This is a genomic window from Nocardia arseniciresistens, from assembly GCF_046764875.1.
GTDB classification, from domain to species: Bacteria; Actinomycetota; Actinomycetes; order Mycobacteriales; family Mycobacteriaceae; genus Nocardia; species Nocardia arseniciresistens.
Genome location: NZ_JBKORD010000005.1, coordinates 368,743 through 384,935, shown reverse-complemented (window position 1 = coordinate 384,935; position 16,193 = coordinate 368,743). Strand labels below are relative to the sequence as shown.

The following is a 16,193-nucleotide window of genomic DNA, read 5'->3' as shown; positions in this document are numbered from 1 at the left end:
GATCCCGGCCGCGACCGTTGGGGCGGAGGTCGATTCAGCGCAGCGAGCCGAAGAACTCGCGGATATCGGTGATCAGCAGATCGGGCGCTTCCATAGCCGCGAAGTGACCACCACGGTCGTACTCGGTCCAGCGCGCGATGGTGTGCTGCTGTTCGGCAAGCATCCGGATCGAGTTGTCGCCCGCGAACACCGCCCCTGCTGTCGGCACACCGGAGTTCTTCACCTGCACACCCCAGGAGTTCGATTCGCGGTAGAGGCGGATAGAGGAGGCGAAGGTCTCGGTGAACCAGTAGATGCTGACGTTGGTGAGCAACGCGTCGCGATCCACGGCCTCATCCGGTAGTTCGATGGCCGGGTTGGTCCAGCGCTGAAAGATGTCGACGATCCACGACAAGAGCGCGGCCGGGGAGTCGTGCATGCCGATGGCCAGGGTCTGCGGCCGGCCCGCCTGCACCATCGCGTAGCCGAAACGGGTGTAGCTCTCCGGACCTGTCAGCTTCTCCAGCCGAGCCTTGTCCGCTTCGCTGTATTCGGGTTCCCTGCCGCCGGATTCCGCACTACCCCATGACTGTTCGCCGTCGTCCTCCCACGACTGCGCGCCGTCCGCATCCCACGAGGGGATAGTGATCGGCCCGTTCAGATGAATGCCGACGAGGTGTTCGGTGGCGATGCGCCCCAGTTCCGCGGACACGAAGCCGCCCGCGTCGCCGCCCTGCGCGCCGTATCGGTCGTAACCGAGCCGCGCCATCAGTTCGGCGACAACCTGGGCGTACCGCTCGGTCCCGCCATCACCGACCCGGCGCGTCGGTCCGGAGAATGCGAAACCGGGCAGCGACGGGATCACCAGATGGAACGCGGAGGCCGGGTCGCCGCCGTGCGCGCGCGGATCACTGAGCGGGCCGATCACGTCGAGGAATTCGACGAACGAGCCCGGCCACCCGTGACTGAGTACCAGCGGCAGCGCATCCGGCTCCGGTGACCGTACATGCAGGAAATGCACTGTCTGACCGTCGATTTCGGTGATGAACTGCGGAATCTTGTTCAGGCGGTGCTCGTGAGCGCGCCAGTCGTAGCCGGACCGCCAGTAGTCGGCGAGCCGCCTCAAATAGGAGACCGGCATGCCGTAATCCCAACCGACACCGGGCAGTTCGTCGGGCCATAGGATGTTCGCCAGCCGGGCGTTCAAGTCATCGATCTGATCCTGCGGGATCTCGATATGGAAGGGACGGATGTCGTGTTCGGTGCTCATGACGACAACGCTATTACCCACTTAGGACAGGTCCATTCCTAAGCATCTGGCATTCTCGAAGCCATGTTGGAAACCTCGGCGCGGCTGCTCAGACTGCTCGCGCTGCTCCAGACACACCGGGACTGGACCGGCGCCGATCTCGCCGAACGCCTGGACGTCACCACCAGGACCGTCCGGCGCGACGTGGAGCGCCTGCGCGAACTCGGTTATCCGGTACACGCCAGCCAGGGGACGGCGGGCTATCGGCTCGGGGCCGGTGCCGCGCTGCCGCCACTGCTGCTCGACGACGAGGAGGCCGTCGCGATCGCGGTCGGCCTGCGCAGCGCCTCCGACGGCACCGTCGCGGGCATCGAGGAATCCTCGCTGCGCGCGCTGACCAAGCTGGAGCAGGTGCTGCCGCCCCGGCTGCGCCAACGCGTGCGCACCCTGCGCGGCGCCACCGTCCGGGTCGGTGTGCCGGGAACGGCGGTCGAGCCCGACACGCTGATGGCGATCGCCGAGGCTTGTCAGCGCCGGGAGCGGTTGCGCTTCGACTATCGTGCGCACAGCGGCGCGACCAGCGTCCGCTCGGTCGAACCGCACAGCCTGGTGCACTTCAGCAGGCGCTGGTACCTCGTCGCGTGGGATGTCGACCGAGCCGACTGGCGCAGCTTTCGCGCCGACCGCATCGCTACGCGAGTACCGACCGGGCCGAGGTTCACCCCGCGCGAAATCCCGGAAGGCGATGTGTCGACCTATCTTTCACTGCAACTCTCCGCGCGGAGCTGGCCGTATCAAGCGACCGTGCTGCTGCACAAACCCGCCGCGGGAGCATCCGGCAGTGTGTGGCCGGGCATGGGCGTCGTCGAGGCCGTCGACGAGCACAGCTGCCACCTGCACGTCGGGGCCGATACTCCCGAGGCATTGGTCTGGATGATCACCTCGACCGACATCGACTTCACATTGCTCAGCGGACCGAAGGAACTGGCCACCGCCCTGCGCTCCCAAGCCAACCGCTGCGACCGAGCCCTACGGAATTTCCCGCCGCCAGAGCACGCACCGAAAGCCCTCCTGGACGAGTAATTCCAAGGGCTGATTGCCGGTGCGGTCGCCCACTCATGGCTGCCTTGAACCCTTCCGCGTAGCCATTCCCTTATAGTGCAGATTGCGGTTGAGCTCGGCGCCGGATGATGCTCCCGAATCTGTAGTGCACTTACGTGGGGGTTCCGACTGCTCGACCAGATTCCAGGTAATCGAGATGTGCAACATTCCGTGAATGGAGTAGCAGCGTGTCGATCAGCAGGCGTGGTTTCTTTGCCAGGGGTGCCGCGGCCGCAACGGCCGCCACCGCGGCGTCGGGCGCGACGGGGGCCGGCAAGGCCCGCGCCGATGTCGACCCTGATAGGCCGAACATCCTCGTTGTGCTCGTGGACGAGATGCGCGCGCCGATGTGGTTCCCCGACCAGGAAGCGTTGGACGGGATACTGCCGCACATTGCTCGAATCCGCCGAGGCGCAGTGTCATTCGAGCAGCACTACACCGCGGCCAACGACTGCACTCCATCACGCGGGGTTCTGCTGACCGGCTTGTACTCCCATCAGACCGGTTGCATGATGACCTCGCAGTCGACCTTGTCGCCGTTGTTCCCCACGTGGGGCTCGATGATCCGTGAACACGGGTATGAGACGACGTGGTGGGGGAAGTGGCATCTCGGCCACGATTCGGACACGATTCCGGGGTCGCTGGCGAATTACGGATTCGCGGGCGGCACCTATCCGTCACCCAACGGGGCGCCCGGACAAGGTTTGCAGATGGACCCGGCCGTCGTCGACCAATTCCTCGGATGGTTCGACACGGAAGCGGGTCGAGCGCCATGGTGCTGCACAGTGTCGTTGGTCAATCCGCACGACATCCAGTGGTGGCCCCGATGGACCCAACGCCTGCAAGCGCAGCTCGACATTCCGCGCTGGATGAACGACCTGCCCGCGAATTACGAAACCCTCGAGCAGCTGGCCGCGAAGCCACGCCTACAGCTTGCGCTGGTGGAAGCCTCCGCGATCGCGTTCGGGTGGGCGCCGAATGGAACTCCCGGTGCCGAGCAACAGTGGATCGACATGCGCAACTTCTATCTGTGGCTGCAACAGCAGGTCGACACCCAGATCGGCCGAGTGCTCGACGCGCTGTACGAGCGCCCGGAGGTCGCGGCCAACACCGTCATCGTCTTCACCTCCGACCACGGGGACTACGCCGGCTCGCACGGGCTGCACGGTAAAGGTGGCGCGGCCTATGACGAGGCGATCAGAGTACCGCTGTATGTGCACGATCCCCGCGGTCTGCTGAGCCCCACTTCTTCGACCAGTATCCGCGAACAGCTCACTTCCAGCGCCGATATCACCCCACTGCTGCTGACGATCGCCTCCGGCGGGAGCGCGTGGCGCGGGGACACGAGGTACGCACACCTCGCCGGTCGTCTCGACATCGCCGCCATGTGCCGCGATAGCGGCAAACCCGGGCGACCCTGGATCGTCCACGCCACCGATGAACCCACCATCGAAGAGGCCGCCGTGCTCTTCAACCAGAATGCGCCCGCACACGTCGCAGCGGTACGCACCGCCGACGCGAAATACGTGTCCTATTCACACTTCGTCAACGGACGAATAGAAATAGACTCGGCTCAGCAGCAAGAATACGAGCTCTACGATTACGCAGCGGCGGGCGGGCAACTCGAACTCGACAACCAAGCCGCCGGTAACGCTGATCTGCGCGCGCAGATGGAACCGCTACTGCAACAAGCGATTGCCGAACTGAACCAGCCGCTGCCACCCTACCTGCGCCAAGCGCAGGAACAAGGCATGGCGGACTACCTGGCACAGGAACACAATGTCCTCGCAATAGCGGAACACGCGTTCCGCGAACTGCAAAACGCCCTGCCCAAGTAGTTCTGCTATAGAATTGCCACGTTCGAGGGTAGGTCGAATTGAAGGCGATTTCGCGCCTTGTGCCGAGGGTGCGACCAGTAACGGCTGGTTGCACGGCGGCCACGCGCGGAACTTCAAGACAAGGACGGCTCTCCATGACAGACGTCGACTTTTGTGTAGTCGGTGGGGGATTCGCGGGATTAACGACCGCCTTGCGGCTGAAACAGGCGGGTCGATCGGTAGCGGTACTGGAGGCTCGGGACCGGGTCGGCGGGCGAACGTTCACCGAATTGCGCGAGGACGGGTCCTGGATCGATCGTGGTGGCGCCTGGATCGGGCCGGGCCAGGACCGGATCTATGCGTTGATGAATGAGTTCGGGGTACCGAGTTACCGGCAGTACACCGACGGTGAGGCCATGATGGTGGTCGATGGCAAGCAGTACCGCTATACCGGCACGATCCCGTGGACGATGAGCCCCTGGGCGGCGATGAACCTCGGTGCGATATTTCTCGAGCTGGGACATATGTGCAAGTCAATTCCCCTCGAAGCCCCGTGGACTGCTAAAAATGCCGACAAGTGGGATCAGATCACTCTGGCGCATTGGCTGGACAGAAACATCCTGTCCAAGCCCGCCCATGAACTCCTCGAGACCGCTATCGCCGGCTGCTACACCTCGGCCGCCTCGGAGGTGTCGCTGCTCTTTGTGCTGTACCAGATGGCGTCGGGGGGTGGGCCGAGCTTCGTGCTCGGAGTCAAGGATGCCGCCGAGGATGCTCGACCAGTCGGGGGCATGGGTGCCCTCTACCGGCCGATGGCGGCCGAGATCGGCGACTCGATCCACCTGTCGCAGCCGGTCCGGCACATCCATCAGGATGCCGACGGGGTGACGGTACGCTCCGACGAGTTGACCGTGCGCGCACGCCGGGTGATCGTGGCAGTTCCTTTGGCGATCGCAAGCCAGATCCTGTACGAGCCGATGCTGCCGATCGATCGATCGTTGCTACATCAGCGGATGCCGAGCGGCGCGATCTTCAAGATTGCCGCCGTGTACGACGAGCCGTTCTGGCGTCGCGACGGGTTGTCGGGGCAGTCCGCCGCACCGGGATCGCCCGCGACCGTCACCATCGATGCCTGCACGGACACCGGGCGACCTGGGGTCATGTGCGTCATCACCGAGGGGCCCATCGCGCGGCAAATCGGACAACTCGATGAGGCCGAGCGAAGGGCAGCGATCCTCGGCGCACTCGTCGAGCGGTTCGGCGAGAAGGCCGGTGCCCCTGTCGACTACATCGAGCAGAACTGGAGTGCCGAGCGCTACTCCGGTGGCGGGATGCTGAGTCACGCGCCAACTGGTGTGCTTACGCAGTTCGGCCATGCCCTGCGCGAACCCTGCGGCCGCGTCCACTGGGCCGGAACCGAGAGCTCTGCCGTCATGTGCGGTTGGGTCGATGGAGCCATTCGCTCGGGTGAGCGTGCGGCAAGCGAAGTGCTGGAACTCGAAACTGTGACCGCACTCGAAGGCAGGTTGCATCGTCTTTGAAGCCCTTGTGCGACAGGCCTATTCGGTCACGACCGCAGGTGCCGCGCTCCACATCGACCGACCAGCCCGGTGCCGGGGTTCGACCCACGCACCGGGCTGGAAAGGATTGTTCGCGCGCTGCTCAGCTGACGATCGCGAACAGCACCGCGGCGACCGCGAAACTCACCACCGACAGCACCGTTTCGAGCACGGTCCAGGTTTGCAGTGTCTGCTTCACCGTCAGATTGAAGAACTTCGAGATGATCCAGAAGCCGCCGTCGTTGACGTGACTGAGGATGATCGAGCCCGCCGCGATGGACATGGCGATCAACGCGATCGACATCTGCGAGTAGCCGTGCCCGGCGACCAACGGTGCGACAATGCCGCCAGTAGTCACGATGGCGACGGTGGCCGAGCCCTGGGCGATGCGCAAGCCGCAGCTGATGATGTAGGCGAGCACGATCACCGGCAGGCCCGCGGCCGACATGGTGTCGGCCAGAGCAGTGCCGATGCCGGTGGCGGAGATGACCTTTCCGAAGAACGCGCCGGCGCCGACGACCAGCAACAGCATGCCCACCGGCCGCAACGACTCCGCGGTGAGGGTGCTGAGTTCCTGGACGCTGGAACCGCGGCGCACGCCGAGTACATAGAAGGCGACGAGCACCGCGATGAGCAGTGCGATGGCAGGTGTGCCGAGGAAGGTGAGCACCTGTAGCAGTTGCGACTGCTTGTCCAGCCACTGCGTGCCGAAGGTGGCGCCCAGGATCAGCAGCAGCGGAATCGCGATGATGCCGCCGATGACCGCGACCGAAGGTGCGCCGAGCTCGGTTTTCGTGGCAATCGAGCCGCCGTCCGCGGCGGCGCCTCGGCCGTCACCGGTGTCCGGGCCGCCGCCTGTCACCGGTGCCAATTCCTTGGTTTCCGGCCGAATGAGGAACTCCTCAGGAACCTCCACCTGCACACGGTTGCCGATGTAGCTGCCCCACACAATGCCCGCCGCGATGAATCCCGGTATGCCGCAGACGAATCCCATCAGGATCAGCCAGCCGAGGCTCACCCCGAGCAAACCACCGAGCGCTACCGGCCCCGGGTGCGGCGGCAGGAAGGCGTGTGTCATCGAAAGCCCCGCGAGCATCGGCATCGCGTACAGCACCAGCGACCGGCCACCGCGCTTGGCGGCCACGTACACCAGCGGCGCGAGCACGAAGATGCCGATGTCGAAGAAGACGGGGATGCCGAAGATGAGCCCGAGTAGGCCCATCGCCACCGGGGCGCCCTTCTCACCGAACACATTCAGCAGCTTGCCGGTCAATACATCGGCGCCACCGGACCGTTCGAGAATCGCACCGAGCACCGTACCGAGGCCGATGATGACCGCGATGTGCCCGAGGATGCCGCCGAAGCCGGTCTCCAGCAGTGAATCTCCTGACTTGATCGCGGTGCCGACGATCTTCGACACCGGTAGCCCGGCAGCGAGCGCCAGGGCGAGCCCGGTGAGCAGCAGCGCGATGAACGGCTCCAGCTTCACCTTGATGATGGCGAACAGCAGTACTGCGATCGCTAGACCACAGAGCACCAACAGCCCCGGGGTGGTGGTGCGCAGCCAGTCGACAGTGGCGTTCATGCCCGAGCCTCGCTGACGCTCGGCACAGGCATATGCCACCCGGCGCTGGATTGGATGGCTCGCTCGCTACGCTCGCTCACGGGGTACCTCTCAATTCATGGATCGAACGAAAGACGCCGCGCGCGTGGCAATATCGGACCATCGGCCCGCGGCGACATCAGAAGGAGAAACAACATCGGTGCCCGCGGTGACGGCCACGGCACCGTTGGCGAGGAATTCGGCGGCATTGCCCGCGTTGACGCCACCCGAGGGTATGAGCGCTACGTCGGGGAACGGGCCGCGCAAGTCCTTCAGATAGCCGGGGCCCAACGCCCTGGCGGGAAAGATCTTGACCGCCGCGGCACCGAGGTCGAGCGCGGTGAGGACCTCACTCGGCGTGAAAGCGCCCATCACCAGCGGGATATCGTGCCGTGTCGCGATGGCCGCGACCTCGGCGCGAATCCCGGGGGTGACCAGGAACCGCGCACCGCTGTCGATCGCGGCCTCGGCCTGATCGGCGGTCAGCACCGTACCGACACCGAGCACGGCGGCCTCGGTCGCGGCCGCCGCACGCAAGTAGCCGAGCACACCCGGCGTGGTGAAGGTGAGTTCGAGCGCGCGAATTCCGGACCGCGCCAAGGCATCCGCCAGTGCCGCGGGGTCCGGGATCTGTGCGGCGCGAACGACACTCAGCACCCGATCGGTGCGGATGATGTCGAGAGCGTTGGCGTTCAATATGTCTCCTTCCTGGTGGAATCCATGCGCAGCGCACGGCCCGCGAGTTTCCCTGTCGGCGCGCCATTTTCGATGGCGAACTCACCGTTGACCAGTACGTGCTGGATGCCGCGCGCCTGCTGTTTCGGGTTGTCGAAGGTCGCGGTGTCGGTGATCGTGGCCGGATCGAACAGCACGAGATCGGCTGCGTAACCGGTGAAGACGAGCCCGCGATCACTGAGCCGGAGCCGGTCGGCGGGCCTGCCGGTGAGGTGGTGCACGCAGTCCTCCAGCTCGAGGACTCCGAGCTCGCGCACGTAGTGACCGAGGTAGCGGGGAAAGGTACCCCATGCCCTCGGGTGCGGGCGCTCACCGACCAACAGCGCGTCGCTTCCGCCCATGTGCGCGGGATGCACCATGATGGCGCGCACGTTCTCCTCGTGGCCGACGTGCTGCAAGATCGTGGTGGCCAGCAGATCGCGTCGTAGCAGGTCGAAGAACACCGCAACCGGCGCGACACCGGCGGCACCCGCGATCTCGTCGATGGTCATGCCGACATACCGGTCCAGTTCCGAATTGGCGACGCCGCTGATTTGAATGGTCTCCCATTCGACGGTGACACCGTGGCAGCCGTCGGAACCGTTCACATCCACATCGCGAGCGATGCGCGCGCGCATCGTGGGGTCGTCGATCCTGGCCAGAGCAGCGTCCGGTCCCCCGGACATCGCCCAGCTCGGCAACAGCGCGGAAAGCGTTGTCGCGCCGGGCAGATACGGATAGGTGTCCAGGGTGATGTCACAGCCCTCGGCGCGAGCGGCGTCGACCAGTGCCAGAAACTCCGGTGCCCGACCACGATTGACGCCGAAGTTCATGGTGGCGTGCGTGAGGTGCAGTGCGCAGCCGGTGCTGCGCGCCAACTCGATCATTTCGGCATATGCCTCGAGGGCACCGGCACCGTAGGAACGGGTGTGCGGGGCGTAGAACCCGCCGAAATCCGCGACGACCTCGCACAGGGCGGCCAATTCGCCGGGGTCGGCATACATTCCCGGCGTGTAGGTGAGCCCGCTCGACATACCGACCGCACCTTCGCGCAGCCCCTGCGCGAGCAGCTCTCGCATCCGGCGTATCTCGTCCACGGTCGCCGAGCGCTGCTCGCTGCCGACGACCAGTAGCCGCAGCGTGCCCTGCGGAACCAGGTAGGCGGCATTGGGCGTGATGCCCTGGTCGAGACGGTCCAGATACTCGGCGACACTGCGCCAGGAGAAGTCCAGATCCGTGGGATTGCCGTTCCACCCGGCGATCTGGCGGCGCAACACCGCCAGGGTGGCGTCGTCGATCGGCGCGTAGGAGAGGCCATCCTGTCCGAGGACCTCGGTGGTGATGCCCTGGCTGATCTTCGGAAAATGACCGGGCTCGGTGAGCAGGTGCAGGTCCGAGTGGGCGTGCATGTCGATGAAGCCGGGGGCGAGCACCGATCCCGGCGCGGCATCGACGATTCTCGCGGCACCGGTGAGTGTGCGCGGCGTGGCGATCTTGGTGATCCGGCCTCGGTCGATGAGCACGTCGCCGCGGAAGCGGGGTGCGCCGGTGCCGTCGACGATGTCGATATCGCGAAACAGTAAGTCGCTCATGGCCATCAGAAGAACGTGTGCAGAAGATCGACGACGCGCGGACGTTCGGCGTCCGCATCGTCGATCACCGGAATGAGCCGCCATTTGTCGAAGGCGGTGCACGGATGCGACAGACCGAGGCGCACCACGGTGCCGACGGGCACTTCGTCGGCGGTGCTGCCCGGCAGCCGGAGGAAGGCGTGCTGGTCGTTGAGCGCCGACACCGTCGCGGTCGGGTTCAATGAGTCCTCCGGTCCCGCAATATGTTGCGGGACCGGAAGCCCCTCATCGAAGGGAAGATCACGCTTCCCCGCGTCCAATAGCGCGAGCTCCGGTTCCGGTCGCGACACGGTGCGCGCCCAGCCGTGCATCGCCGAACGCAGCGGCCGTTCGCTGCGCGGTGCGGCCAACGGCGAAATGCTCGCGTAGAAGCCGTCGTCGTGGATGATGTATGCCCCCGAGCGCAGGACGATCGTGGTCGGAATGCCTTGTGTGCCTTGCTCATCGGCGAGCCCGGCCAGACACTCGACGACCAGGTCCTGGTAGGCGCTGCCGCCCGCGGTAATGATCGCGGTGTCGTGATAGAGCCCCGCGGCGGCGAGTTCGCGATGCAGCCGGGCGAGTTCGTCGAGGTAGTGGCGGACAGCGGCGATGGCGTCCGGGCTGCGGTCGTGAGCGAGGGCGCCTTCGTAGCCGCCGACGCCCGCCAGAGTCAGCCGCGCGGCACCGTCCACCGCCGCGGCGATGACGCCCGCGGCCGCCACCGTGCGCGCGCCGGTACGGCCGTGCGGGCCCCCGAGTTCGACGATCACCCTGATGCGGGCCGCGCCCGGTGCCGAGCGGAGGTGGGAGTCCATCAACGCGACCGTTTCGACGCTGTCGGCCCAGCAGACGAACTCGAAGGCCGGGTCCTTCGCCAATTCCGCTGCGACCCAATGCAGGCCGACCGGATCGACAAGGGCGTTGGCGAGCACGATGCGACCGACACCGAAGGAACGTGCGAGCTGGACCTGCCACACGGTGGCCAAGGTGATGCCCCAACTACCCGCGGACAACTGCTGCGCCCACAGTTGCGGAGCCATGGTGGTTTTCCCGTGCGGGGCCAGGCGCACGCCCGCGGCCCGTGCCCAGTCGGCCATCACCGTGATATTGGCGGCGACCGCCCCACGGTCCACGGTCAGCACCGGTGTCTCGAACTGGTCGAGATAGGGCGCCGAGTCGAGGAATTCCCGTGCCGTGCGTCCCCACGCCGCAGGTGGAAGGGCCTTGTACTCCGGACCGAGCACCCGTTCATCCAGTACGGCAACGGCCTTCTCGTCGATCGCCACGGTGTTCCTTCCCTCGGACGGTGTCCGCAGTTTCATGCCCCCGAAGTCACGATTTCGTCATGCATTCCATGCATTGCATATTTTGCAACGCTGGTTGCATATCGTGTTTTGTGTGGCTATTCTGCACGGGATGGCCGTTGGCCGCAAGGGCAGGAAGGAGATCGATGTGATGTGGCGTACATCGACCCGGTCGAGGGCGGTGACCATCGGGGAAGGGCTTGCCGTCCTGGTGGCCAGGCCCGGCCCGCTGGAGGACTCGGAGAGCTTCGAGCGCACCGCGGGCGGCGCCGAGTCGAATGTGGCTACCGTGCTCACTCAGCTCGGTGTCGATGCCGCGTGGATCTCCCGGGTCGGCGACGACGGATTCGGCCGCTACCTGGTGGGACACCTCGCCGATCGCGGCGTAGATGTGTCCGCGGTCGTGACCGACCCTGCCCGGCCGACCGCGGTCTATGTCAAGGAGCGCGGTAGCGGCTCCGGCAAGTCAACAGACCTGGCCGAGCGGGTCAGCCGGATGCTGTACTACCGCACCGGGTCCGCCGCCAGCGCGCTGTCCACCGCCGACCTCGCCGCCACTGCCGCGGCCAGTGTGCTCGACCGCTGTGATGCCGTGCACTTCACCGGGATCACCACCGCGCTGTCGGAGTCGACCACCGGGCTCACCGAGGCGCTGATCGCGATGCCGCGCCGCGGCCGACTGGTCAGCTTCGACCTGAACTTCCGACCGGCGCTGTGGGCCGGGCGATCCGAGCGGGCGGCGGACGTGCTCGCCAGGCATGTGCGCGGCAGCGACGTGGTATTCCTCGGCGCCGACGAGGCGGGCGAGGTGTTCGATATCGACGACGCGGACCGGTTGCGTGCCCTGTTCCCGGAACCCGAGCATCTGGTCGTGAAGAACAACGAGCACTCGGTGACCGGGTTCTCCGGCGGCAATCGGGTGGAAGTGCCCGCGCTCGGACTCGACGTCACCGAACGGATCGGGGCAGGCGATGCGTTCGCGGGCGGGTATCTGTCGGCGCTGCTGCACGGGCGTCCGCTGGCGCAACGGCTGCGCCTTGGGCATCTGTGCGCCGCCGCGGCGCTGACAGGGGCGGGCGACGTCGCGGAACTGCCCGTACCCGAGGTATTGGAGTCGCTGGCGACGCTGGATGAGGCCGCCTGGGCCCGAGTGCATTACGCCGACGCGGTGGTGGCCCAGAATGTGGCGTTATGAGCGGTAAGGCAAAGTCATGAGCCAAAGTCTGTTGCGTGCGTTGACCATTCTCATGTCACTCGGAGAGGATTCGCGGTCACTGGATCAGCTGGCGACCGAGCTCGGGGTGCACAAATCGACGGTGCTGCGGCTGCTGCAGACCATGGAGTCGCAACGCTTCGTCACCCATGACAGCCAGCATCAATACGTTTTGGGTTCCAAGCTTTTCGAGTTGGCCAACCGGGCGCTCGAACAGCGTGATGTCCGCACCATCGCGCGCCCGCATCTGAGCGCGCTGAATTCCGATACCGGACAGACGATTCACCTGGCCACCTACGAATCGGGCGAGGCCATCTACATCGACAAGTTCGACGCGATTCAGAGCGTGCGGATGTACTCCCGGATCGGGCGACCCGCACCGCTGCACTGCACTGCCGTCGGGAAGGTGCTCGTCTGCGCCCAGCCGCGCACGGAATGGCGGGCGGTCGCGGATCGCCTGGACTACCGCAAGTTCACCGAGCGCACCATCCGCACTCCCGAGCAATACCTTGCCGAGCTGGAACTCGTTGCCACGCAAGGCTATGCGGAGGATCACGAGGAGCACGAGAGCTTCGTCAACTGCATCGGGGTTCCGGTGCGCAACGGCACCGGCGCGGTGGTCGCAGCGGTGTCGATGTCCGTGCCGGACATGCTGCTCGACCACGACCAGGTGCTGGCCGAACTGCCGCGACTGCGTGCGGCGGCCGAGGCCATTTCCACCGAACTCGGCTGGACTCCCAACCGAATGTCCACCGCTACGAAAGGCTGACCCATGAGTGAGAAGATCGCCGTCCGCACCACCGACGCCCCCGCCCCCGCGCACACCTTCTCCCAGGGGGTCCGCAAGGGACCGTTCGTCCAGGTCTCCGGCCAGGGCCCGGTGGACCCGGTGACCAACGAGTACCTGCACCCAGGTGACGTTGCGGCACAAACCATCCGGACGCTCCAGAACGTGAAGGCGATCATCGACGCCAGCGGCGCCACCTTCGACGACGTGGTGATGTTGCGCGTCTACCTCACCACCCGCGACGACTTCGCCACCATGAACGACGCCTATGGCGAATTCGTCAAGGCCAACACCACCGGCGATGTGCTCCCCAGCCGCACCACGGTTTTCACCGGCTTGCCGCGCGAAGAGATGCTGGTCGAGATCGACGCGATCGCCATCGTCACCGAATAGGCTGCGCCACCCCGGTCAGCCGGAATTACGTAGCGCGGTGGCCAGGCCGTTCATCGTCAGCAGGATGCCACGCTTGACCAGTTCCGAGTCGTCGCCCGCGCGCAGTCGGCGTAGCAACTCCACCTGCATCTGGTTCAGCGGCTCCAAGTACGGGAAGCGGTTGTGGATGGACTCGGCCAAGCTCGGGTTGTCGGCGAGCAACTGGTCGTTGCCGGTGATGGCGGCGTGCATGCGGATGGTGCGGGCGTGCTCGTCACCGATCATGCCGAAGATCTGCTCGCGCAAGGCGACATCGTCGACCAGTTCGGCGTAGCGGGCGGCGATGTCGAGGTCGCTCTTGGCCATAACCTGGGCCAGGTTCGACAGCACGGTGCGAAAGAACGGCCAGCGTCGGTAGAGATCGGCGAGGGTGGCGAGGCGGTCGGGGTCGCCGCCGATCCACTCCTCCAACGCTGATCCGGTGCCGTACCAGCCGGGCAACATGACGCGCGCCTGACTCCAGGACATCACCCACGGGATGGCCCGCAGGTCGTAGACCGAGTTCGTCGGTTTACGCGAGGCGGGCCTGCTGCCGATGTTCAGGTCACCGACCTCGGCGACCGGCGTCGACTGACGGAAATACTGGACGAATCCCGGAGTTTCGTGCACCAACCGCGAATAGGCGGCGCGGGCGCGGGCGGCCAGATCGTCCATGAGTTCGTAGGATGGCTCGGCGTCGGGTCCGAGTCCCTCGACATCCAGCAGCGTCGATTCCAACGTGCCCGCGATGAGTGATTCCAGATTGCGGTGCGCGGCACCGGGTTCCGCGTACTTGGCGGCGATGACTTCGCCCTGCTCGGTCAGCCGCAGCGAACCCCGCACGGCACCCGCGGGTTGCGCGAGAATCGCGTCGTAGCTGCGGCCACCACCGCGACCGACGGTGCCGCCGCGACCGTGGAACAGGCGCAGGCGGATTCCGGTCTTGCGCGCCACCTCGATCAGGTCCAGCTCGGCCCGGTACAGCGCCCAGTTGGCGGCCAGGTACCCGCCATCCTTGTTCGAGTCGGAGTAGCCGAGCATCACCTCCTGCCGCATCCCTTTGGCGGCCACCAGCTCTCGATAGACGGGAACCTCCAGCGCCGCGGCCAGTGTCGCGGCGCCCGCACCGAGGTCCTCGATGGTTTCGAACAGCGGCACGATGTCCACCGAGCAGCTCGGCGGACCGTCCGGCTCGCCGGGATCGAGCAGCCCGCCCTCCTTCAGCAACAGCGCCGCCTCGAGCATGTCGCTGACCGAAGTGCACATGCTGATGATGTAGTTCGGCACCGCTTCCGTGCCGAAGGTCTGCACGACATCCCGTGCGGCACGGACGATGTCGAGCTCCTTGGTAGCGAGCTCGCTGAGTCGCGCGTGCGGGCCGAGCAGCGGACGGCGGGTGCGCAGCTCGGTGGCGAGCAGCTCGACCCGCTGCGATTCGGACAGGCTCGCATAATCCGGATGCACACCGGACCAGGCAAGCAACTCCGCGACGACCTGCTCGTGCACATCCGAGTTCTGGCGCATATCGAGGCCTTGCAGATGGAAACCGAAGGTCTCGATCGCGTGCCGCAGTGCCGCGAGCCGGTCATCGGCGAGTAGACCGTCACCGCTGGCCCGCATCGAGGCGTCGATCGCGTCCAAGTCGTCCAGCACTGCCTGCGGTGTCGAATACGGCTCGGCAACCGCTGCCACACCTGTGGCCGGCTGCGACAACCCCTCTGGTCGGCCCCCGCCCGATCCGCCGGGGACAACGCCGAGGGCCTGGCCCGCCGTTGCCTCCAGTCGAACCCGAATCCCGTGCAGGGCACGGCGATACGGTTCATCCGCATGCGTTGCCGGGTCGGGATAACCCGTCGCCGCGAGCGCGGCCACCTCCGGTGTCACAGGAACAAGGCGTGCGGACTGCGACAGCGACTTCTCCAACTCCACCAGCTCGCGCAGGTAGCGGCCGAAGGCAACCGCCGCCGCCTGGCCGGCCGCGGTACCGACCACTTCCGCTGTCACATAGGGGTTTCCATCGCGGTCGCCGCCGATCCATGAACCGGGACGAAGGATCGGCCGCGACAACAGTTCGACACCGGGCCAGCGCGACCGCAGCGCCGCCCGCACCTCGGCATTGATCGCGGGAATGACGTCGAACAGTGTGATCTCGTAATAACGCAGTCCGACCGCGATCTCGTCCTGAATCCGCAAGCGCTGCAACCGGATCAGCGCGGTGCGCCACAGCGTGAGCACCTGGCGGCGGATCTTCAGCTCGAATTCGATGCGCTCGCGCTCGGTCTCGGTGTAGCGCTGCCGTAGCCGCATCAGCTCGGTGATGCGGGTCTGCACGTCGAATACGGTGCGGCGGCGGGTTTCGGTCGGATGCGCGGTGATCACCGGGGACACCAGCGCATCGGCGAGCAGTTCGGCGACTTCTGTTCCGTCGAGCGCGGCCGCGTCCAACTTGCGGTAGGTGGCGGCCAGCGACGAATCCTGCGGCAGCTCCCCCGCCGCCTCGTGCACGGCGCGACGGCGGTCGCGTTGGATGTCCTCGGCCAGGTTGGCAAGCAGCACGAAGTAACTGAACGCACGGATCAGCGGAAGTGCGACGGCGATGTCGACGCCGTCGAGTATCTCCGCGACCGCGCTACGTTCGACCTCCTCGCGGCGCACCCGGAAGGCCTCGATCCGCACCCGTTCGATGAGATCGAACACCTCGGGACCTTCGTGATCACGGATGGTGTCGCCGAGGACGCCACCGAGAAATCGGATGTCGTCCCGCAGCGGCCGGGTCGCGTCCTGATCCGTCTCGATCCGCGGTTCGCTCATGCACCGACCCTACTGCGCCGAGATCAGAGCTC

General features: G+C 66.0%; 12 protein-coding genes. 6 read left to right on the top strand and 6 right to left on the bottom strand.

The features are described from left to right. Nucleotides 1-34: 34 nt before the first annotated feature. On the bottom strand, nt 35-1,249 hold the full coding sequence (locus tag ACLMAJ_RS11720; protein ID WP_412013618.1) for an epoxide hydrolase family protein: 1,215 nt from the start codon (nt 1,247-1,249) through the stop codon (nt 35-37). Between the two features lie 63 nt (nt 1,250-1,312). Between ACLMAJ_RS11720 and ACLMAJ_RS11715 the strand changes: the two genes are divergently transcribed. The 3 genes from ACLMAJ_RS11715 (at nt 1,313) to ACLMAJ_RS11705 (ending at nt 5,687) form a co-directional block, all read left to right on the top strand. Next, nucleotides 1,313-2,311, top strand: a complete 999-nt coding sequence (locus ACLMAJ_RS11715; RefSeq protein ID WP_412013617.1) for a helix-turn-helix transcriptional regulator — start codon at nt 1,313-1,315, stop codon at nt 2,309-2,311. Nucleotides 2,312-2,517: 206 nt separating this feature from the next. Then, nucleotides 2,518-4,167, top strand: coding sequence for a sulfatase-like hydrolase/transferase (locus ACLMAJ_RS11710; protein ID WP_412013616.1), 1,650 nt, complete (start codon nt 2,518-2,520; stop codon nt 4,165-4,167). Between the two features lie 134 nt (nt 4,168-4,301). Further along, nucleotides 4,302-5,687, top strand: coding sequence for a flavin monoamine oxidase family protein (locus ACLMAJ_RS11705; protein WP_412013615.1), 1,386 nt, complete (start codon nt 4,302-4,304; stop codon nt 5,685-5,687). A gap of 121 nt (nt 5,688-5,808) precedes the next feature. On the opposite strand, the gene ACLMAJ_RS11700 is transcribed toward ACLMAJ_RS11705, so the two are convergent. From ACLMAJ_RS11700 to ACLMAJ_RS11685, 4 genes are all read right to left on the bottom strand, one after another. Next, entirely contained in the window at nt 5,809-7,290 is a 1,482-nt protein-coding gene (locus ACLMAJ_RS11700) for a GntP family permease (RefSeq protein ID WP_412013614.1), read from the bottom strand. Between the two features lie 90 nt (nt 7,291-7,380). After that, the gene (locus ACLMAJ_RS11695; protein WP_412013613.1) at nt 7,381-8,004 is read right to left on the bottom strand and encodes a bifunctional 4-hydroxy-2-oxoglutarate aldolase/2-dehydro-3-deoxy-phosphogluconate aldolase; all 624 of its coding nucleotides are present in this window, start codon (nt 8,002-8,004) and stop codon (nt 7,381-7,383) included. Further along, a complete protein-coding gene (locus ACLMAJ_RS11690) occupies nt 8,001-9,614 on the bottom strand; it encodes an N-acyl-D-amino-acid deacylase family protein (RefSeq protein ID WP_412013611.1) in 1,614 nt (537 codons plus the stop codon). The genes ACLMAJ_RS11695 and ACLMAJ_RS11690 overlap by 4 nt, the downstream gene beginning before the upstream one ends. Nucleotides 9,615-9,619: 5 nt before the next feature. After that, entirely contained in the window at nt 9,620-10,957 is a 1,338-nt protein-coding gene (locus tag ACLMAJ_RS11685) for a type III PLP-dependent enzyme domain-containing protein (protein ID WP_412013610.1), read from the bottom strand. Nucleotides 10,958-11,033: 76 nt separating this feature from the next. On the opposite strand from ACLMAJ_RS11685, the gene ACLMAJ_RS11680 reads away from it, so the two are divergent. From ACLMAJ_RS11680 to ACLMAJ_RS11670, 3 genes are read left to right on the top strand one after another with little or no spacing between them, the layout of a single operon-like run. Next, nucleotides 11,034-12,134, top strand: a complete 1,101-nt coding sequence (locus ACLMAJ_RS11680) for a sugar kinase (RefSeq protein ID WP_412013609.1) — start codon at nt 11,034-11,036, stop codon at nt 12,132-12,134. Nucleotides 12,135-12,150: 16 nt separating this feature from the next. Further along, on the top strand, nt 12,151-12,921 hold the full coding sequence (locus ACLMAJ_RS11675) for an IclR family transcriptional regulator (protein ID WP_412013608.1): 771 nt from the start codon (nt 12,151-12,153) through the stop codon (nt 12,919-12,921). A 3-nt stretch (nt 12,922-12,924) separates the two neighbouring features. Further along, complete coding sequence (locus ACLMAJ_RS11670) at nt 12,925-13,332, top strand: RidA family protein (protein ID WP_412013607.1); 408 nt, start codon at nt 12,925-12,927, stop codon at nt 13,330-13,332. Nucleotides 13,333-13,347: 15 nt separating this feature from the next. Here the strand turns inward: ACLMAJ_RS11670 and ppc are convergent, their stop codons facing one another. Further along, a complete protein-coding gene (gene ppc, locus ACLMAJ_RS11665) occupies nt 13,348-16,161 on the bottom strand; it encodes a phosphoenolpyruvate carboxylase (RefSeq protein WP_412013605.1) in 2,814 nt (937 codons plus the stop codon). Between the last annotated feature and the right edge of the window lie 32 nt (nt 16,162-16,193).